This is a genomic window from Brevibacterium epidermidis NBRC 14811 (assembly GCF_001570805.1).
GTDB classification, from domain to species: domain Bacteria; phylum Actinomycetota; class Actinomycetes; order Actinomycetales; family Brevibacteriaceae; genus Brevibacterium; species Brevibacterium epidermidis.
This window is the reverse complement of the sequence record NZ_BCSJ01000011.1, coordinates 204,501-223,167: the sequence shown is the minus strand read 5'-3', so window position 1 is coordinate 223,167 and position 18,667 is coordinate 204,501. Positions and strand designations below refer to the sequence as shown.

Sequence of the window (18,667 nt, the reverse complement as noted above, 5' to 3'; positions counted from 1 at the left end):
CCTGGGCCTCCGGTCAGGAGTTCTGTTCGAGTGCGATCCGCTGGCGGATCTTCTCCCGCAGTCCCATCGGGGCACGGTCGTGGCTGCACGAACGACGGACGAGCTCCTTGAGCAGCGCCTCGATCTCGTACTCGTCGTGACACGACGGGCACTGTTCGAGGTGGATCGAGATCTCGCGGATCTCCGTCGTCGTCAGTTCTCCGTCGAGATAGTGGTAGATGCGCATCAGAGACTCGGTCCTGACGCTTTCGCAGCATCCTTCGTCACTCATTTCGCACCTCCCTCAGGACTCACGAAGCCGCGTTCGGCGGCGTAATCGGCCAGCATCTCCCGCAGCTGTCGGCGACCGCGGTGAAGTCGCGACATCACTGTGCCGATCGGCGTCTCCATGATCTCGGCGATCTCCTTGTACGGCAGTCCTTCGACATCGGCATAGTAGACGACCATCCGGAAGTCCTCGGGCAGCGCCGAGAGCGCTTCCTTGACGTCGGAGTCGGGAAGGTGGTCGAGGGCTTCGAGCTCGGCGGAACGACCGCCGGACGACGAGTGGCTGTTCGCCTGTGCGATCTGCCAGTCCTCGATGTCCTCGCTGCCGTGCTCCTTCGGCTGCCGCTGCTTCTTGCGGTAGTTGTTGATGAAGGTGTTCGTCAGGATCCGGTACAGCCAGGCCTTGAGGTTGGTTCCGGGCTTGTACTGGTGGAAGGCCGCATAGGCCTTCGCATAGGCTTCCTGGACGAGATCCTCGGCGTCTGCCGGGTTGCGGGTCATACGCAGAGCAGCTGCGTAGAGCTGGTTGACATATTCCAGAGCATCCCGCTCGAAACGCGCCGACCTCTCGGCGTCGGTCTCGGGTGCTTCTTTGACTGATTCGGTCATCGCAGTCAATGGTACGCCCGTTCTCTCCAGGACGGCAGTGGCGCTCATAGACTTCTCCTTCTGCCTGTCGACTTCGCGACGGGTGCACCCGTCGAATGACTTCACCCTGTACAACATCGGACTGGCGTCCCACTATTCCCACCTCAGCAGTTATGCTTGCCAGTGAGATGACCGCCACGTAGGAAGGACCACTGTGTCTCCCATTCGTCTTATCGCACGGCCCATGCTGGCCGCCGGCTACATCCTCAACGGCGTCGACCGACTGCGCAAGCCGGAGCCGGCCGCCGCATCCGTCGGCCCCCTCCTCAACCAGGCCCGCAAGCAGGTCGACGTCCCCGTCGACGCAGTGACTCTCGCCCGGGCCACCGGAGTCGCACAGGTCGCTGCCGGTTCGATGCTGGCCATCGGGCGCTTCCCCCGCTTCAGCGCATCGATCCTCGTCGGCACCTACCTCCTCGACACCGTCGGTGAGCGTCTGTCTGCCGACAAGACGACGTCGAAGGAAGAGAAGAAGGCCCGCAACGAACACACCCTGCTGCGCACATCGATGCTCGGCGGCGCCCTGCTCGCCGCCGTCGACACCGCGGGTCGCCCCGGCCTGTGGTGGCGCACCCAGCATGCTGCCGAAGACCTGTGGTCGAGCGTCGAAGACTCCTCGAAGCAGGCGCTGAGCGCTCTCGGAGTTGACTGACATCTCCACGCACACTCCCCCGGTGACCGGCGACTGGCAGCCGCCGGTCGCCGGTTCCGCCGTCTCTGCCACTGTTTCCGTTCCCGGTTCCAAGTCCCTGACGAACCGCTATCTCATCCTCGCGGCTCTCGCCCGATCCGGCTCCGATCTCAAGGGATGGCTGCGTAGCCGCGACACCCTGCTCATGGTCGAAGCCCTGCGCCGCCTCGGTGCCGTGATCGACGAAGACGGCGACGAACTCCACATCGAGCCGATCCCCTTCACAGATGGGACCGCTCCCGCAGACACAGGTGTCCAGGAACAGACGCCGATCACCATCGACTGCGGCCTCGCCGGAACCGTGATGCGATTCATTCCCCCGCTCGCTGCTCTGACCGGGCGTGAGGTCGTGCTCGACGGCGATGAGCAGGCCAGAGTGCGGCCGATGTCGGTGACGATCGAATCCCTGCGAGAGCTCGGCGCTTCGATCACCTCGGCCGAAGGCACCTTGCCGATGACGATCCATGCCGACTCGCAGCTGCGCGGCGGCCACCTGGGCATCGACGCCAGTGCCTCGAGCCAATTCGTCTCGGGACTCCTGCTTGCTGCTCCCGTCATGCCTTTGGGCATCGAACTGAGCAACACTGCGGATACGGTGCCCAGCCGCGCGCACGTGGATATGACGATCGAGGTCCTCCGGGACGCGGGCGTCGATATCAGCGAACCCGAACCCGAACGCTGGATCGTCGAGCCCGGGCTTCCGCGCGGCCTCGACGTCCAGGTCGAACCCGACCTGTCCAATGCCGCGGCCTTCGCAGCGGCCGCCGTGGCCACAAGCGGCTCCGTGACCATCGCCGACTGGCCCGTGCACACGACGCAGGCCGGCGACGGCTTCCGCGAGATCGCAGAGGCATTCGGAGCGACAGTGCGCCTCGACCGGGACGGACTGCATGTGCAGGGACCCGAGAAGCTCAACGCGGTCGATCTCGACCTGTCGGCCGTCGGCGAACTCACCCCCGTGGTGTCGGCCCTTGCTGCCCTGGCCGACGGAACCTCGCAGCTGCGCGGCATCGGACATCTGCGCGGGCACGAGACCGACCGTCTGACGGCACTGACCCGGGAATACAAAGCCATCGGCGTCGACGTCGTCGAGCATCCCGAAGCGCTGACGATCACCGGCACCACTCAGCTGCGCCCGGCACTGTGGCACACCTACCACGACCACCGAATGGTCATGGCCGGTGCCATCCTCTCCCTGCGCAACGACGGGATGGTCATCGAAAACGCCGGCACCGTCGCCAAGACCCTGCCTGCCTTCACTCAGCTGTGGGAAGCCATGCTCACTCCCGGAGCCTGATATGGCGAAGATCTTTCGCGACGAGGACTACCGTCCCCGACCGAACCGTCGCGGTTCTCGCCCTCGGACGAAGAACCGCCCCGACCACAAGGACGCTGTGTCCGGTCTGGTCACCGCGGTCGATCGGGGCCGGTACCGCGTCATCCTCGCGGACGACGACGGGAACTTCCCCTCGATTCCCCCGACTCGGAAGAAGAAGGGGAAACGGCCACGCGGGGCCACCTCGGTGACGGCTGTGCGAGCTTCGCACCTGCGCAAACAGGCGATCGTCCCCGGCGACATCGTCCGTCTCGTCGGCGACACCTCGGGAGCCGAGGGAACCCTGGCCAGGCTGGTGGAGATCACCGAGCGGCAGACACTGCTGCGCCGCAGCGCCGATGACACCGACCCGACCGAGCGCGTCCTCGTGGCCAATGTCGACGTCATGGGCATCGTCACGGCCACAATGGACCCCGACCCCTCGTTCGGTCTCATCGACAGGGCCCTCGTCGCCGCATTCGATGCGGGGATCACTCCCCTGCTCATCGTCACGAAGACCGATCTGCACCCGGCCACGGAACTCAAGCAGCGGTTCTCGGCCTCCGGGGTCGACATCGTCGAGTCCTCTGTTGCCCCCGAAACCGAGCCGACCGATCCATCGGTCGGCGATTCGACCGCGAACGATTCCGCTCGGGACGAAGCGGAACCCCACGCCGAGGTGGCCGAACGTCTCCGCGGACGCATCAGCGTCCTCGTCGGCCATTCCGGGGTGGGCAAATCCACGCTGACCAACGTTCTCGTTCCCGCCGCCGACCGCGCCACGGGGCATGTCAACGACGTGACCGGACGCGGACGGCACACCTCGTCCTCAGCAGTGTGCCTGCCGTTGGAACGCGGCGGATGGCTCATCGACACCCCGGGAGTGCGCAGCTTCGGCCTGGCCCATGTGGACCGGGAGACCCTGATCTCGGCTTTCCCGGAGCTCGTCGATGCCACAGCCGAATGCCCCCGCGGATGCACTCACCTCGTTGACTCCCCCGGCTGCCGCCTCGACGAGTGGGTGGCCGACGGCAAGGCCGGACCAGGTGGAGTCTCACGGCTGGAGTCCTTGCGCCGGCTGCTGCCCTCGACTGGATAGGCTGGAGGAATGAACGACCTCGACCTGGCGATCGAACTCGCCGATCTCGCCGATGCCATCAGCCACCCGCACTTCCGGGCGCAGGACTTCGCTGTCGAAACCAAACCCGACCTCACCCCGGTCACTGAATGCGACCGTGCGGTGGAGAAGGCGATCATGGACCGCCTCGGCGAGGTTCGACCCGATGACAGCGTGCTCGGTGAGGAATTCGGGGCACACGGGAACTCATCGCGACGGTGGATCATCGATCCCATCGACGGGACGAAGAACTACGTGCGCGGAGTGCCGGTGTGGGCCACTCTGATCTCGCTCTACGACGGCGACCGACCGCTGGTGGGAGTGGTCTCCGCTCCTGCACTCGGACGCAGGTGGTGGGCGGAATCCGGTCAAGGTGCCTATGCCACCGAACTCGAGTCCCCGGCGAAGCGCATCACGGTGTCGTCGGTCGATTCTCTCGCCGATGCGTCACTGTCGTATTCGTCGCTGTCGGGTTGGAAGGAACTCGGAATCTTCGATGGGTTCCTCGACCTCTGCGATTCGCTGTGGCGCACGCGCGGCTACGGCGACTTCTACTCCTATATGCTGCTGGCCGAAGGCGCCGTTGACCTCGCCTGCGAACCGGAACTCGCGCTCTACGATATGGGCGCGCTCGTGCCCATCGTGCTCGAGGCCGGAGGAACCTTCACGAACACCGCCGGGACCCCGGGTCCCTTCGGCGGCAATGCCTTGGCCAGCAATTCGCGTCTCCACGAGGCGGCTCTCGACTGCCTCGGTCGTGTCGCTCCGGCGGAGGTGTCGTGATGCCGGACATCATGCGGGCCCCGCTGTGGCATGAGATGGCCGAATCGGCCGGTCTGACCAATCCTGACGGATCGATCGGTGAGACCATCTACGGGCAGATGACGAAATTCGCCGCCGAGGTCGGAGCCGTCAACCTCGGGCAGGGCGCTCCGGGCACGGAGCCTCCCGAGGAACTCATCGAGGCCACTGCCGCGGCGATGCGGGCTGGTTTCAATCAATACGCCCCCGGCCAGGGATTCCCCCAGCTGCTCGAGGCCGTAGCCGCACAGCGCAGTCGCGACTTCGGTCAGAACGTCTCCCCGGACGAGGTGCTCTACACGGCAGGCGCCACAGAGGGACTGACGGCAGCGATCCTCGCCCTGTTGCCGCGCGGGGGTTCGCTCGTCGCATTCGAACCGTTCTACGACTCATATCCGGCGGCGATCGCCGCTGCAGGAGGCACTCTGCACACGGTGCCGATCCTGCCCGACGGCCACGGCGATTTCGGCCCGGATTGGGAGGCTTTCGATCGGGTGGTCGCCGAGGTCGAACCTCAGATCATCCTCGTCAACACTCCGCACAATCCCACCGGATTCATTTTCACTGCCGACGATCTCGCCCGAATCGGTCGAGCGGCCGCGTCAGTCGACGCCTGGGTGCTCTCCGATGAGGTCTACGAGCAGCTCGTCCTCACCGATCAGGGGCATGTTCCTCCCGCCGTGGCAATCGAGGATTCTGCACGGGTCGTCACGGTCTCCTCGGCGGGTAAGTCCTGGAACACGACGGGTTGGAAGATCGGCTGGGTCATCGCCTCACCCGAGGTCCGACAGGCCATTCAGACGGTCAAACAGTTCCTGTCGTTCACGGCCGGCGGTCCGATGCAGATCGGGATGGCCGATATGCTCAACGGCGATTCGCAGTTCGTCGCAGAGAACCGTGCTTCGCTGCAGGCTCGTGCGGAGGTTCTCGTCCCTGCCTGCCGCACAGTTCCGGGCGCTGAAGTATCGACCCCACGCGCCGGCTATTTCACAGTGGTGGATTTCTCCGCAGTGACGGATCTCGATGCCTTCGAGCTCAATGATCTGCTGGCGCGGGAATTCTCACTGGTCGGAATCCCCGTACCGGCCCTGTGCAGGCCCGGGAGCCCTGCATACGAGGCTTATCGGTCGTCGATCCGGTATTCCTTCTGCAAGTCCGTCGCCGACGTCGACAAGGGCGCACAGCTCTTCATCGCCCTCGGTGGGCATCTGCACGACAACCCGGACGCTCTGAGGTCCAAACGATGAGCATGATTCGGACTCGCACTCGGGAAGACTGACTGCCCGACGAACGGAACAGCGCAGGAGATGCTGCGCCGTGAGACCACAGAAGGGGCGAACCGCACATGCGGTTCGCCCCTTCTGCATCAGACAGCGAAGCTGCCGGTCGAGTCAGTCAGGCTGACGACGCAGACGCCTGGCAGGCCGGACCTAGCTCAAGACTGATCAGGCCTTGACGAGCTCGAGTTCGAGGTTGATCTTGATCTTGTCGGAGACGAGGAGCTCTCCCCCACCAAGGACGGCCTCGAAGGACATTCCGAAGTCCTTGCGGTTGACAGTGGCGGTGGCCGAGAGGCCGGCGACCTGGTTGCCGTTCGGGTCGGTGGCGACACCGGCGAATTCGGTGGCGAAGGCGACTTCCTTGGTCACGCCGCGCATGGTCAGCTCGCCGACGGTCTGGAACTCATCAGCGTCATCTGCCTTGATCGCGGTCGACTTGAAGCTCAGCTTCGGGTGTTCCTCGGCCAGGAAGAAATCACCGCTCTTGAGGTGACCGTCGCGCTGTTCGTTGCGGGTGTTGATCGAGTCAGCGGAGGCTTCGGCGGACACAGTGCTGTCTTCGAGGGTCTCACCGACGTTCACGTTGCCGGCGATCTCTTCGAAGTGGCCGCGGACCTTCGAGACGCCTGCGTGGCGAGCGGTGAAGGTGAACTCCGAATGGATGGGGTCGATGTTCCAGGTTCCGGCGGTGAGTCCCTGAGGAAGAGCAGTCATGATTTCTCCTTTGGTTGAAATTTGAAGTACAAGAATGACTATAGTTCAACTTTCAACCATATGCAACCCCTGCGGATGAACGGCAAGTGACCATGTGGCGGAGGTCACCTGTATTCGGTTTGGCTGCCAGGTGACCCCTCGTGTAAAGTTAAGAACACGCCGCGGGGTGGAGCAGTTCGGTAGCTCGCCGGGCTCATAACCCGGAGGTCGGGGGTTCAAATCCCTCCCCCGCCACGTTAGCGGCAGAACCCCCAGTCAGTTTTCTGACTGGGGGTTCTTCTCATTCATCCCCCGTTTCTCCCCGAGCACCCCCTCCCGCTCGACTCACCCCACCAGAACTACCTGACGGCGGCTCAGCAACCTCGCGCGAGGTATCTGGGCCGCCGTCAGGTAGTAATTGGGGAGTGGTCAGCCGGCCGGTGGAGCTCGGATACTCCCCCTATAGAAATGACGAGCGCCCCTGGGATATCCCAGGGGCGCTCGTCTCAGTAAGTCCGTACTCCGTCGGCGCGCCTCACCGCGCCGGACCGGTTCGTCTCAGGCTCACTTGCCCGAGTCACTGCCTTCATCGGCCGGCGCCGAGGAGGGAGCGGACGACTCCTTGCCCGAGGCGTCCTCGGCCAGCGAGGGATCAGCGGCCACGGCATCCTCAAGCGCGTTCTTCAGACGGTCCTGAGCCTTTCCGTACTCCGCGAAGTCGCCTTCCTTCAGCGCGGCATCGGAGTCCTCCATGGCCTTCTTCGCCTCCTGCAGAGCGTCGTTGAGGGCCTTATCCGGCGAACCGGACTTCGAGTCCTTGTCCTTGCCGCCGGAGGTCGAGCCCGACTCACCGTCTCCGCTGTCCTCGGTGCCGGCGTCGCCGGCCGTGGCTCCGGAGTCTCCGCCGAAGACCTGGTCGAGGGCTTCGTCGAGGGTCGGAGCGAACCCGATGTCCTCACCGAAGGCCACGAGCACGTGCTGCAGCAGCGGATAGGAGGTCTCACCAGCAGACCGGACGTAGACCGGCTGGACGTAGAGCAGACCGCCGCCGATCGGCAGCGTCAGCAGGTTGCCGTTCTCAACTTCGGACTCACCCTGACGCAGCAGGTTCAGACTGCGCTGCACATCAGGTGCGGTGTTGAAGTTGTTCTGTGCCTGACCAGGTCCGGGCACGGTGGTGTTGCGCGGAAGCTGGAGCAGACGCAGCTTGCCGTAGCTCTCTGCGGTCTGGCCCTTCTTGTTTCCGGCGTCAGCATCGGCGGCGAGGAAGCCGGTCAGGTTGTTTCGCGACTGCCCCTCAGACGATCGAGCCGGAATATATGAGCTCGTCAGCGAGAACGACGGTGCCTGCTGGCCCGGCATCTGCAGCGTCATGTAGAACGGAGGCTGCGTCAGCCCGCTGCTCGCCTTCGTCGTCGGATCCGTCGGAAGCGTCCAGAAGTCCTGACCGGAGTAGAACTCGCTGGCGGAGGTGACATGGTACTTCGTGAGCAGATCGCGCTGGACCTTGAACATGTCCTCCGGGTAGCGGACGTGGCTCATCAGATCACCGGACATCTCCGAAGATGACTTGATGAGTCCGGGGAACACCTTCATCCAGGTCTTGAGAACCGGATCTTCCTTGTCCCACTGGTACATGTCGACGGACCCGTCATAGGCGTCGACGGTGATCTTCACCGAGTTCCGGATGTAGTTGACCTCATCATCCGGCAGAGTCGCCACAGCGTTCGGAGCCGACGCGGTGGTCGAATCCTCAGTGGCCTGCTGGAGCGGCTGCGGCGTCGAATACGGGTAATCCTCAGCAGTGGTGTAGCCGTCGAGGATCCATTTGATCTTCCCGTCCACAACAGCCGGGTACGGATCACCGTCGACCTTGAGGAAGGGGGCGAGCTTCTCCACACGCTCACGCGGGTGACGGTCGTAGAGGATCTGGGACTCCTCGTTGAGGGCGTCAGAGAGAAGGATCTGCTCGTCCTGGAACTTCAGGGCGTAGGCGAGACGGTTGAACACATTGCCCACCGACGGTCCGCCGTCACCGGCGAAGGTGTTGTTCACCTGACCGGAACCGCTCTTCTCGTCAGACGGGTAGTCGAGCTCACGCGGAGTCGCATCCTTCGGAGCACCGACGATCGAGTAGTCCGGCGACGATTCGCCGAAGTACACACGCGGTTCGTATTCGGGGAACTCGCCCTTCGGGGGAATATCCGACTCCATGAACAGCGGTTCGCCGTCCGGGTTGCGCTGGTTGCCGTTGGCTGCGACCACTCCGAAGCCGTGCGTGTAGACAATCGCCCGGTTGAACCAGCTCTGGTTGTTAACCGAGCTCGGCGCCAGTTCACGCACGGAGATGACGGTGTCACGCATGTCCCCGTCGATGTTGTAGCGGTCGACATCGAGCTTCTGCGGGAACGAGTAGTACGGACGCACCTGCTGCAGCTGGCGGAAGGTGTCCGAGACGAGGTTCGGATCAAGCAGACGGATAGAGGCCGCGGTCTCGGCGTCCTTGCGCAGGTCGCCCTTCTTGCCGCTGGTGCTCGGCTCATACGGAGTCACCTCGATGTCATCGAAGTCGAACGCATCGCGCGTGGCATCGATGTTGTGCTGAATGTAGTCCGATTCCTTGCTCTGCTGCGACGGGTTGACCTGGAACTGCTGGAGCAGCGCCGGGTAGGCGATGATCGAGACTCCGCCGAGCACGATGAGGGTGAGCGTGGCGATGATCGATATCCGCCAATTGCCCTTCCACGCGGTGTAGACGAACAGCAGCGCCACGAGGACGGCGGCGATGGCGACGATCGCCATAGCCGGCAGGGCGGCATGGTCATCGACGTAGGTGACGCCGGGGACGATTCCGCCGGCGGCTGTCATCCGGTCATAGCGGGAGAGCCACAGCCGACCGGCCTGAACGATGACGAGAACGGCCACGGTGATGCCCAGCTGCCACTGGGCGGCCTTCGTCAGGATGATGCCCTTCTGCTCCCCCGGACGGATGCCGCCGAAGAGGTAGTGCGCGACGAGGGCGGCGATGAGCGCCATGAGCAGAGCCATGCCCAGCTGGTTGCCGATGAGGCGCAGACCGGGCAGAACGAAGACGAAGAACGATTTGTCGAGACCGAACTGAGGATCGGTCGAGCCGAAGGACGTCGAGTTGATCCATTCGAGGATCGTGTTCCAATTCGCCGAGGCGGTGATGCCGGCGAGGACACCCATCACTGCGGGAATCGCGAGCGTCGCTACCCGACGCAGAGGTTCGATGGCCTCACGATAGCGGTCGAGGTTCTCCTGACGCGGAGTCGTCGGCGCGTAGACCGGACGATGCCTGTAGGCCAGGTGCAGACTGAGCCAGACCGGGACGGCCATGAGGATGAATCCGCCGATGAACGTCAGTCCGCGTGTCAGCCACATGGTGCGGAAGACCTCTGAGGCGTCGATCTGCCGGAACCACAGCACCTCGGTGTAGACCTGGGTGAAGGAGATGAAGGCGATCAGCAGGATCGCCACAGACACGAGGGTGAGCAGCAGCGGCGAACGTCTTGGCCGATTCGCCGGCATGCGTGCGGAGGTGGGTGAGGACGAGGTGCTCACTACTGCCCTTTCTCATTGTTGTCGGCACCATCGGCAGGACACTTCGGAAGGTCCGAAGTGTTGCCGGCGGCGTACTGCTCCACAGTGGTCTGCGCGTCATCGAGAGTGTCGATGCGTGCCACCGTGATCTTGGATTGGTCTGCGGCGGCGATGACCTCCGCACAGTTGTCGGCGGGCGAAAGGAACAGCGTTGCTCCCTTCTCAGTGGCGGCAGCCACCTTCTGGCGGGCACCGCCGATCGGGCCGACCGTTCCGTCAGGGGTGATCTCCCCGGTGCCGGCCACATGCTTGCCGCCGGTCATCGCTCCGGGGGTGAGCTCATCGATGATAGCCAGAGCGAACATCGTCCCCGCCGAGGGGCCGCCGACGCCGTCGACGTTGAACTTCACGTCGACGGGGAATTCGAAGTCCTGCTTCATCGTGATGCCGATCGCCTTGCGGTCGTCGACCTCCGCGGGAGTCAGGGTGATCGTCTTCTTCTTGCCGTCGCGTTCGATACCGACCTCGACGGAGTCGGACTCCTGAACGGTCTTGCTCATGATCTGCGCGGCCTGCGGATCGGAATCCAGCTTCTTTCCGTTGACCGACATGAGTCGGTCGCCCTTGCGCAGCTTGCCCTGCGCCGGAGCGTCGGCGACGACTTCGTCGACCGACAGATGCACGGAATAGGACTTGTCCATCTGGCCCATGGCAGCCGCAATGGCGACGTCCTGGCTCGAGGACATCTCGACCGCATTCGATTCGGTCACGTCCTCACGAGTGGTGTCCAACGGGTAGTACGCCTCTGAGGGAACAACGGTCTGTTGACCGTTGATGAGTGCGCCGAGCGCCTGCGAGGCATAGATGTCGCGACCGGGTCCGCCGCTGACGGCGACGGTGAGCATGTCGATGCGTCCTGCGGTCGGATAGGTCTTGGCTCCCGAGACGCTGATCATCGGGTCGCCCTGGTAGTCACCGAGGGTGTTGAAAACCGGTCCCGGCAGCTGAAGCATGTACGGAACCGGCAGAAGCACGGCCAAAGCGATGAAGACGTAAGTGAGAACGCCCGAAGTCGTGGCCAGACGTGGAGTCCGTCGTCGCTTGGTGCCGCGTGTCGGAGCCGGTGACGCCGGCACGGCCCGAGGGGCGTTGTCTGTCATGTAGTCCTTTCGCTGCACCGCCCTACCAGTCTAGTTGAAACCTCAGCGTCCGTTTCACAGACTCCTTTCGCCCGGTGCGAACATCCTGCGAAACCTCCCGGAATTGGGAAGCTTCGCACATTCGGAACCGTTAACGTTGAGTCAAACCGATTCTTGGGGGCTGTAGAACAATGACCGATGACAACAACAACGAGCAGAATCCGTTCGAGCAGATCTTCGGAATGCTCTTCGGAGCCAATGGTCCCGGATCCGGTCAGGGAGACGACAAGAACAGCTCGGGCATGCCGCAGGGCTTCCCGATCGATCCGGCGATGATGTCCACGATCATGAGTCAGATGCAGGGACTCTTCGGCCAGGGTGCCGATCCGCAGGCCCAGGCAGTGTCGATCGCGCAGAAGGCTGTGCCGACTCCCGATCCTTCGGTGTCCGAGGACGCTGAGCGCGCTACGACCGATGCGTTCCGCCTGGCCGAGCTCTGGCTCGCCGAAGCCACTGACTTCTCCGTCGCCAACCGCAACACTCGTCCTCTGCGCCGGGCCGACTGGGTCAAGGAGACGATGCCCGGGTGGCAGAAATTCGTGCTGCCCATCAAGGAGAACATGTCCTCGGCCCTGACCGATACGCTCGAGTCCCAGGTTCCGGCCGAGATGAAGGGCATCCTTGCGGGTGCTTCGTCGATGTTCGGGTCGATGAGCGATTCGATGTTCGCCATGCAGATCGGACAGGCCGTCGGTGCACTGTCCGAAAGCGTCCTCACCGGCACCGAGGTGGGACTGCCCCTGCTCCCCCACGACACTGCGGTGGTCGTCGAGCAGAATGTCGAAACCTTCGCCTCCGAAATCGACGTCGACGTCTCCGAGGTCCGCATCTACCTCGCGGCTCAGGAGCTCGCCCACCTCGCGCTGTTCGAACGCGCCCCGTGGCTGAGCGCCCAGGTTGAGACGGCCCTGACCCGCTATGCGCAGGGCCTGAAGGTCGATACCTCGCAGATCGAGGACATGGCGTCGAACATCGATCCCTCGAACATCTCCGACCTCAGCGACAATATCCGACAGGGACTGTTCAATCCGCCGACGACCGACGACCAGAAGAAGGCCCTGACGTCACTGGAGAACCTCCTCGCCGTCATCGCCGGATGGGTCGACGTCGTCGTCTATGAGGCCTGCAAGCACCTGCCCGGCCGTGATCAGATCCGTGAGGCTCTGCGCCGTCGCCGGGCGACCGCGGGACCTGCGGAGAAGACGTTCTCCACACTCGTCGGCCTCCAGTTCAACCCCCGTCGCCTCCGTGATGCGGCCGCACTGTTCGGCTACCTGGAGACGCAAGGCGGGGCCGAAGCTCGCGACCAAGTGTTCTCTCACCCGGATCTGCTGCCGACCACGCAGGATCTCGATGACCCCCTGGGATATTCCGAGCGTCGTCAGGCCGAATGGACCAACGAGTCGAGCATCGATGAGGCGCTGTCGCGCATCCTCGCCGAGGGCCTGGACGGAGCCGGCGGCAGCGATGCCGAGTCGACCGACGGTTCCGAGGATTCGGCATCCGATGACACCGAGTCGACCGACGACAGCTCCGACGATCGCTGAATGATCGAACTCGATACCGCCCGGAAGGAAGTCGAGCGCGGACCGCAGAACTCCTTCTCCGCGTCATTCGCAGAGCTCTTCGACCGGCAGGGCGGCGATTCCCTGAGCCGCTCCGGTGGTGCGCACCACGTGACTGCCAGCTGCTTGGTCATCGACCCGGCCGCCGAGGCGGTTCTGCTCAACCACCACCGGAAGGCCGGGCTGTGGGGTCAGTTCGGCGGACACCTCGAACCTGCCGACGTCTCTCTCCGCGGCGCTGCGCGCAGAGAGGCAGAAGAGGAAAGCGGTCTGCGTCCGCTCACCCGCATGACGGACGATCCCATCGATCTCCATGTGCACGATCTGTCAGCGGCGTTCGGGACCTGCACCCGACATTTCGACGTCGTCTTCGCCGCCCAGGCATCGACAGACGATTCACCGCACGTATCGGACGAGTCCTTCGACGTCGCCTGGTTTCCCTTGGACCGGCTGCCCGATGACCTCATGCCCGATCTGCCGAGCCGCCTTCCCAGCCTCTACCGGTCGGCTGTGGCGGCTCTCAGTTCCCACGACTGAAACGCTCTCCATCGCTGAATCCCTCAAGGTAGAGCTTGGCATCCGACTGCCGCGGATGACGATCCGCCAGTTCATGGAATTCCTTCGAATGGGGGCCGATCTGGAGGTGGACGAGCTCATGGACCACCACAGTCTCCAACACCCAGCGGGGCACGGACTGCAGGCGATGGGAGACACGGATATCACCCGTCGACGTCGTCGTTGACGCCCATCTGCTGACATTCTGATTCGTCACCCAGCGGATCGACGCCGGCCGCAGCCTCCCGCCGAAGTACCGTCGGCTCATCTCATCAGCCAGTTCGACGAGGTCGACATCCGAGGAATGATCACGGGCGGAGAGGCGATTGAACAGGTCCGTCAGCGATCGGATGTTGTGCTCGACGCTGTAGCGCACAGGTGTGCGCAGCACGTAGGTCTCGATCTCCTTCGAGACGGCGACGGTCTTCTTCCGCCGTGCCGATCGGCGCACTTCGATCTCACCACGGGCGATCGCCCGAAGCACCTCTTCTTCACTCCACCGCTGTGCTCTGCTCACCGGACCATCATAGGGAACGGCACTGACACGGTGACAGCGTCACTGGAATGGTTCCGGAGACGAGTACACTTCCGGCTCTGAAGTTTGTGAGTTTCCTGAGTCCGACGAAAAAATGGGGATCGAATTTCCCGTCCACAGCCGCCTCGGCGATCCGGTTCCAGTCAGAACGGGAGCTGACCCGATCGTGGGCCGGTTTATCAACAGCCCCATCGGCACTCAAGGCACCTTTCCTCCACAGTCTCCACGGCGATTCCCACAGGTTATCCACAAGCTGTTGACGTGTCTGTGCATGACGGCGCATTGACGCGGAGGCTTTTGCGGAATAAGTTCTATGCTTGACCCCGGAAAACCCGAGGATGCGTGCGGAAGGGGAAGCCGCACGAGTCCTCGCGAGCGCCTGGGGCGTTATGCGGCTGAGGGCATGTCGGAACACGGTTTCCGGCCTGTCCTCAGCCGTTTATCCACAGGGTTATCCACAGCCTGTCCCCTGCCGTAGCCATTCCACCGTTCGTTCACTACCGTGGAAGTCTCCACGATGCTGAGGCGAAGGGGCCGAGATGTTCAGGATCTTTCCGAGTGTTCCGATTACATGGCGATCGTCCTCATGCATCCAGTTCGGTGCCGATGATCCTGTGCTCATCGATGGCCTGCTGCCGGGCGATGCCAGCCTCATCGAGGATCTTCGCCTCGGCATCGGCTCGGCCCAGTTCTATGCGCGTGCGCAGGAGCTCGGGGTCGATCTCAGCAGGGCCAGCTCCCTCATCACCCTCCTCGGCGAGGCGAGTGTGCTCGTTCCCGACGACGCGGACAGCGGCACCGTGCCGAAGGGATCACCGGTCTTTGCCGCTGCGCGCATCTTCAATCTGTCGCCGGATCGCGTGTCACAGGTCCTCGGAGCACGTCCGGTGCTGGTCACCGGTCCGCTGCGTTCCCACGTCGAGGCGCAGCTGGCCGCCCTCGGATTCGCCGTTGCCGCGGCCCACCGTGTCGAGGAGCTCGACCTTATGGCGGCTCCGGTGGTGGTCACGAGTTCACATCTGGTTCCGGATCTGAATTCCGCCATGTGGCTCAGCGATCGCGAGGTCGATCACTGCCAGGTCGTCCTCGGCGAGCAGGCAGTGGAGATCACTGGACTCATCCGTCCCGGTTCGACACCATGCTCTGTCTGCGCCTGCCTGCACAGGAAGGACAGTGATGCCGGCTGGCTCGATCAGCATCCGCGTCTGCGCGCTCTGCCGGAGCGCGAAAGTCTGAGCGACCCGGCCGCGCGGATCCTCGGGGCGGCGCATGTCGTCCAAATACTTCGTCAGGCGCTGCTGCGGCCCCAGACGGCACCGGTCCGTCGCGTGGTCACCTTGGATGCGGGAGAGGTCGCCGACACCGGGCTGGTCTTCCATGACCGGTGCCAATGTCGCACCCCGGTCCCCGATTTCGGGTCAGTCGCCGACCAGGCCCAGTAGGTTCGTTCCATAGAGTTCGAGTTTCGTCGCACCGATCCCTGGTACTCGAGCAAGTTCGTCTAGGCTGCGGGGACGGACTTCTGCGATGACAGACAGCGAGGTGTCCGTGAGCACGAGGTACGGCGGCAGGCCCTGATCCATTCCGACCCGCACCCTCCACCGGCGCAGACGGTCCAGCAGCTCGAGGTCGATGTCGGCAGGACATTCCGAGCATCGCCCGAGGGCGCGATCGATCTGCGAGACCAATGCCTTCCCACACCCGCGGCAGCGGTTGAGTGTCGCAGTGTTCGGCGCCGTCCGACTGTCTCCCATCGTCGGCCCTGACTGCCCGAGTTCGGCGAGGAAGCGGGAGGATCTCCGCGGTTTCTGTTTGGAATCGAATCGGGCCAGCGACCAGCTCATTCGCAGGTCTGTGCCGGCACGAGTCAATGCGACGTAGAACAGACGACGTTCCTCGGCGATGGCTCTCGGCGTCTGGGCGTAGCTGATGGGCAGCAGACCTTCGCTGAGTCCCACCAGGTGCACGCTGTCCCATTCCAAGCCCTTCGCGGCGTGGAAGGACGCCAGGGTGACGCCTTCGATGTCCGGGGCGAACTGATGCTCGGCACGATCCGACAGATCGTTGAGGAAGACCTCCATCGGCACGGGAAGCTCCTGACCATGCTGATGCTCTTCGGCGAGGTCGACAAGGGCTTTGAGCGATTCCCAGCGCTGTCTGCCGGCTCCGGCCGCAGGCGGCTCCCGAGTGAATCCGAGTGAGCCGAGGACTTCCATCACGGCTTCGGGCAGAGGCTGTCCGCTCGAGGTCGCGCGTGCGGCTTTGAGCATGAGCACGGCTTCTTTGACCTCTTTGCGCGCGAAGAAGCGCTCTCCACCACGCAGCACATAGGGAATTCCGGCTGCGGCCAGAGCCTGCTCATAGGACGGACTCTGTCCGTTCGTGCGGAAGAGAACCGCGATGTTGCGAGGACGGCGCCCGGCCCGGATCTCGGCAGAGATGGCTTGGACGACTCCGGTGGCCTCGGCCTCGTCGGTCGGATACTCCACCATGCGGGGCTGCTGGCCCACCGGGTTGTCGGTTCGCAGGGTCAGCGCGGTGCGCGAGGTGTGCCGCAGCAGGTTGTTCGCCGTGGACACGATGGCCTGGGACGACCGGTAGTTGCGCACCAAGCGGATCGTTCTGGCCTCGGGCATCGACGTGCTGAGCGAACCGAGCAGACTCGCATCGGCTCCGGCGAAGGTGTAGATGGTCTGGGCGGGGTCACCGACGACGCAGAGATTGTCGCGGGGGCCCAGCCACCGGGAGAGCACATCGAATTGGAGCGGTGAGACGTCTTGGAACTCGTCAACGACGAAGTGCCTGTACTGTTCGCGGATCTCGGCCGCAATCGCAGGATATTCGGCCAGGACACCCGACAGGACGAGCAGCACATCATCGAAGTCGAGCAGCCGCCCTCGGGTCTTCGCCTCTCCGTAGGCTTCGAAGATCCGCACCATATCCTCGACGCTCAGCTGACCGGGGAGGTCCCGGGCCGCGGCCTTCGTCGCATAGTCTTCGACGCCCAGCAGGGTCGACGCCGCGAACTCGATCTCCGAGGCGACGTCTCTGGTCAGTTCCCGACTGGTCTCCAATCCGAGGCTCTGCATGACCGAGCCGATGATGCCCGCTTTGTTCTCGATGATCCGCGGAAAGTCCCCTTCCGCAAAACGGTCCCAGAAGAAGCGCAGCTGACGCAGCGCCGCGGAGTGGAACGTGCGGGCCTGAACTGCGGGGACTCCGAGTCCGCGCAGACGTGAACGCATCTCCCCCGCTGCTTTCGCCGTGAAGGTCAGTGCGAGGACATGGTTGGCAGGAAACACCTCAGAGACGATTCCGTAGGCGATCCGGTGCGTCATGGCGCGAGTCTTGCCTGTTCCGGCGCCGGCGAGGACGATCACCGGAGATTCGAAGTGGGTGGCGACAGCGCGCTGTTCCTCGTCCAAGGCCTCGAGCAGGGCCGTGGCCGAAGCGTTCATGCGTTGTCCAACCAGCTGTGCAGGAGCTGACCGGCGATGGAGATCGTCGACGGGGCACGCACCTCGCCGTTCGCAATGGCATCCTGCAGCTCCGCACGGGTGAACCAGCGCAGCGAGGCGATCTCCGCCTCATCCGCGGCGAAGTCGCGGCTGGGAGCGACTGCCGAGAAGCCGAGCATGAGCGAGCAGGGAAACGGCCACGGCTGGGAGCCCAGATACTGCGGATCGGTGACTTCGAGATGAGCTTCTTCCCAGATCTCGCGGATCACAGCGTGTTCGAGGGTCTCCCCCGGTTCGACGAATCCGGCCAAGAGCGAATACCGGTCGGCTTCCCAAGCTGCGTTGTTGCCCAAGAGGACACGCTCGACACCGTCCTCATCTGTGTTGACGATGACGACGATGACGGCAGGATCAGTACGGGGAAAGTGTTCGCTTCCGGTCTCCGGGTCGCGTCGTACCCAGCCGCCCAGGACCGGAATGGTCGGGGTGCCGGTGCGCGGGGAGAATCGGTGCGCGCGATGCCAGTTTCCCAAGCCGACGATCTCGCATGCCAGGGAGACCTGCACATCGTCGAGGGCCTCGGCGAGGTGACGCAGGGGCAGCCAGACGGGTTCGGAACTGTCGATGCCCTCTCCCGGGGCAGTCAGCAAATCTGAGGCGTCCCGGGCTCGCGAAGCGTCCAGTTGTGCATCGACGTGGCTGCGACCGTCGTCGTCCAAGGACACTCCGATATAGCGGGTGCCCTGCGGGTCACGGCCGAGATAGACCTCGGTCTGTCCTTCCGGCACGAGTTCGCGGTCTGTCAGGAAGAGTCCGCCGCCGGCGACGAGGAGCGTCCCGCGATATTCGAAGACGGCTCGGGCTCCCGAGGCCCAGATCTCGCTGAGATCTCCGTCCTGGCCCCTAGTCAGATGGTCGCGGTCGATTCCATGTCGGGCGAGGCTGATCGGCTGCACTGGAGGCAATGGCTTCATGCCCT

General features: G+C 63.9%; 16 protein-coding genes and 1 tRNA gene. 9 read left to right on the top strand and 8 right to left on the bottom strand.

Translation table 11 applies throughout. The features are described from left to right. Positions 1-13: 13 nt before the first annotated feature. Together rsrA and BEP01S_RS08220 are read right to left on the bottom strand one after the other, a co-directional pair. Positions 14-271, bottom strand: a complete 258-nt coding sequence (rsrA, locus tag BEP01S_RS08225; RefSeq protein WP_039210641.1) for a mycothiol system anti-sigma-R factor — start codon at positions 269-271, stop codon at positions 14-16. Continuing rightward, on the bottom strand, positions 268-924 hold the full coding sequence (locus BEP01S_RS08220; RefSeq protein WP_062242155.1) for a sigma-70 family RNA polymerase sigma factor: 657 nt from the start codon (positions 922-924) through the stop codon (positions 268-270). The genes rsrA and BEP01S_RS08220 overlap by 4 nt, the downstream gene beginning before the upstream one ends. 145 nt (positions 925-1,069) lie before the next feature. On the opposite strand from BEP01S_RS08220, the gene BEP01S_RS08215 reads away from it, so the two are divergent. From BEP01S_RS08215 to BEP01S_RS08195, 5 genes are read left to right on the top strand one after another with little or no spacing between them, the layout of a single operon-like run. Continuing rightward, on the top strand, positions 1,070-1,567 hold the full coding sequence (locus tag BEP01S_RS08215) for a DoxX family protein (protein ID WP_083532628.1): 498 nt from the start codon (positions 1,070-1,072) through the stop codon (positions 1,565-1,567). Further along, on the top strand, positions 1,560-2,903 hold the full coding sequence (gene aroA / locus BEP01S_RS08210) for a 3-phosphoshikimate 1-carboxyvinyltransferase (protein WP_083532627.1): 1,344 nt from the start codon (positions 1,560-1,562) through the stop codon (positions 2,901-2,903). Before BEP01S_RS08215 ends, aroA begins: the two co-directional genes overlap by 8 nt. Position 2,904: 1 nt before the next feature. Next, positions 2,905-4,020, top strand: a complete 1,116-nt coding sequence (gene rsgA, locus BEP01S_RS08205; RefSeq protein WP_062242151.1) for a ribosome small subunit-dependent GTPase A — start codon at positions 2,905-2,907, stop codon at positions 4,018-4,020. Between the two features lie 9 nt (positions 4,021-4,029). Next, entirely contained in the window at positions 4,030-4,821 is a 792-nt protein-coding gene (gene hisN, locus BEP01S_RS08200; protein ID WP_062242149.1) for a histidinol-phosphatase, read from the top strand. Further along, positions 4,821-6,086 carry an aminotransferase class I/II-fold pyridoxal phosphate-dependent enzyme gene (locus BEP01S_RS08195; protein WP_062242147.1) on the top strand — a complete coding sequence of 422 codons (1,266 nt, stop codon included), beginning with the start codon at positions 4,821-4,823 and terminating at the stop codon, positions 6,084-6,086. The genes hisN and BEP01S_RS08195 overlap by 1 nt, the downstream gene beginning before the upstream one ends. Before the next feature lie 198 nt (positions 6,087-6,284). Here BEP01S_RS08195 and BEP01S_RS08190 read toward each other — a convergent pair whose 3' ends face one another. Continuing rightward, complete coding sequence (locus tag BEP01S_RS08190) at positions 6,285-6,833, bottom strand: YceI family protein (RefSeq protein ID WP_062242145.1); 549 nt, start codon at positions 6,831-6,833, stop codon at positions 6,285-6,287. A 160-nt stretch (positions 6,834-6,993) separates the two neighbouring features. Between BEP01S_RS08190 and BEP01S_RS08185 the strand changes: the two genes are divergently transcribed. After that, a tRNA-Met gene (locus tag BEP01S_RS08185) sits at positions 6,994-7,067 on the top strand. Positions 7,068-7,376: 309 nt separating this feature from the next. On the opposite strand, the gene BEP01S_RS08180 is transcribed toward BEP01S_RS08185, so the two are convergent. Both BEP01S_RS08180 and BEP01S_RS08175 read right to left on the bottom strand, forming a co-directional pair. Further along, a complete protein-coding gene (locus BEP01S_RS08180) occupies positions 7,377-10,397 on the bottom strand; it encodes a UPF0182 family membrane protein (protein WP_083532626.1) in 3,021 nt (1,006 codons plus the stop codon). Further along, complete coding sequence (locus BEP01S_RS08175) at positions 10,397-11,536, bottom strand: YlbL family protein (RefSeq protein ID WP_039210622.1); 1,140 nt, start codon at positions 11,534-11,536, stop codon at positions 10,397-10,399. Before BEP01S_RS08175 ends, BEP01S_RS08180 begins: the two co-directional genes overlap by 1 nt. A gap of 170 nt (positions 11,537-11,706) precedes the next feature. Between BEP01S_RS08175 and BEP01S_RS08170 the strand changes: the two genes are divergently transcribed. After that, entirely contained in the window at positions 11,707-13,122 is a 1,416-nt protein-coding gene (locus tag BEP01S_RS08170; RefSeq protein WP_062242143.1) for a zinc-dependent metalloprotease, read from the top strand. After that, entirely contained in the window at positions 13,123-13,677 is a 555-nt protein-coding gene (locus BEP01S_RS08165) for an NUDIX hydrolase (RefSeq protein ID WP_062242141.1), read from the top strand. On the opposite strand, the gene BEP01S_RS08160 is transcribed toward BEP01S_RS08165, so the two are convergent. Next, positions 13,661-14,212, bottom strand: coding sequence for a M48 metallopeptidase family protein (locus tag BEP01S_RS08160; RefSeq protein ID WP_098730237.1), 552 nt, complete (start codon positions 14,210-14,212; stop codon positions 13,661-13,663). The two genes, BEP01S_RS08165 and BEP01S_RS08160, sit on opposite strands and share 17 nt — an antisense overlap. A gap of 557 nt (positions 14,213-14,769) precedes the next feature. Between BEP01S_RS08160 and BEP01S_RS08155 the strand changes: the two genes are divergently transcribed. Then, positions 14,770-15,672 carry a hypothetical protein gene (locus tag BEP01S_RS08155; protein ID WP_062242137.1) on the top strand — a complete coding sequence of 301 codons (903 nt, stop codon included), beginning with the start codon at positions 14,770-14,772 and terminating at the stop codon, positions 15,670-15,672. On the opposite strand, the gene BEP01S_RS08150 is transcribed toward BEP01S_RS08155, so the two are convergent. Beyond that, a complete protein-coding gene (locus BEP01S_RS08150; RefSeq protein WP_062242135.1) occupies positions 15,649-17,688 on the bottom strand; it encodes an ATP-dependent DNA helicase UvrD2 in 2,040 nt (679 codons plus the stop codon). The genes BEP01S_RS08155 and BEP01S_RS08150 overlap by 24 nt on opposite strands. Continuing rightward, complete coding sequence (nudC, locus tag BEP01S_RS08145; RefSeq protein WP_062242132.1) at positions 17,685-18,662, bottom strand: NAD(+) diphosphatase; 978 nt, start codon at positions 18,660-18,662, stop codon at positions 17,685-17,687. The genes BEP01S_RS08150 and nudC overlap by 4 nt, the downstream gene beginning before the upstream one ends. Positions 18,663-18,667: the final 5 nt, after the last annotated feature.

Coding starts and splice junctions, on each gene's coding strand:
- rsrA (WP_039210641.1), bottom strand. CDS start 271: ATGAGTGACGAAGGATGCTGCGAAAGCGTCAGGACCGAGTCTCTGATG.
- BEP01S_RS08220 (WP_062242155.1), bottom strand. CDS start 924: ATGAGCGCCACTGCCGTCCTGGAGAGAACGGGCGTACCATTGACTGCG.
- rsgA (WP_062242151.1), top strand. CDS start 2,905: ATGGCGAAGATCTTTCGCGACGAGGACTACCGTCCCCGACCGAACCGT.
- hisN (WP_062242149.1), top strand. CDS start 4,030: ATGAACGACCTCGACCTGGCGATCGAACTCGCCGATCTCGCCGATGCC.
- BEP01S_RS08195 (WP_062242147.1), top strand. CDS start 4,821: ATGCCGGACATCATGCGGGCCCCGCTGTGGCATGAGATGGCCGAATCG.
- BEP01S_RS08190 (WP_062242145.1), bottom strand. CDS start 6,833: ATGACTGCTCTTCCTCAGGGACTCACCGCCGGAACCTGGAACATCGAC.
- BEP01S_RS08175 (WP_039210622.1), bottom strand. CDS start 11,536: ATGACAGACAACGCCCCTCGGGCCGTGCCGGCGTCACCGGCTCCGACA.
- BEP01S_RS08170 (WP_062242143.1), top strand. CDS start 11,707: ATGACCGATGACAACAACAACGAGCAGAATCCGTTCGAGCAGATCTTC.
- BEP01S_RS08165 (WP_062242141.1), top strand. CDS start 13,123: ATGATCGAACTCGATACCGCCCGGAAGGAAGTCGAGCGCGGACCGCAG.
- BEP01S_RS08155 (WP_062242137.1), top strand. CDS start 14,770: ATGTTCAGGATCTTTCCGAGTGTTCCGATTACATGGCGATCGTCCTCA.
- BEP01S_RS08150 (WP_062242135.1), bottom strand. CDS start 17,688: ATGAACGCTTCGGCCACGGCCCTGCTCGAGGCCTTGGACGAGGAACAG.
- nudC (WP_062242132.1), bottom strand. CDS start 18,662: ATGAAGCCATTGCCTCCAGTGCAGCCGATCAGCCTCGCCCGACATGGA.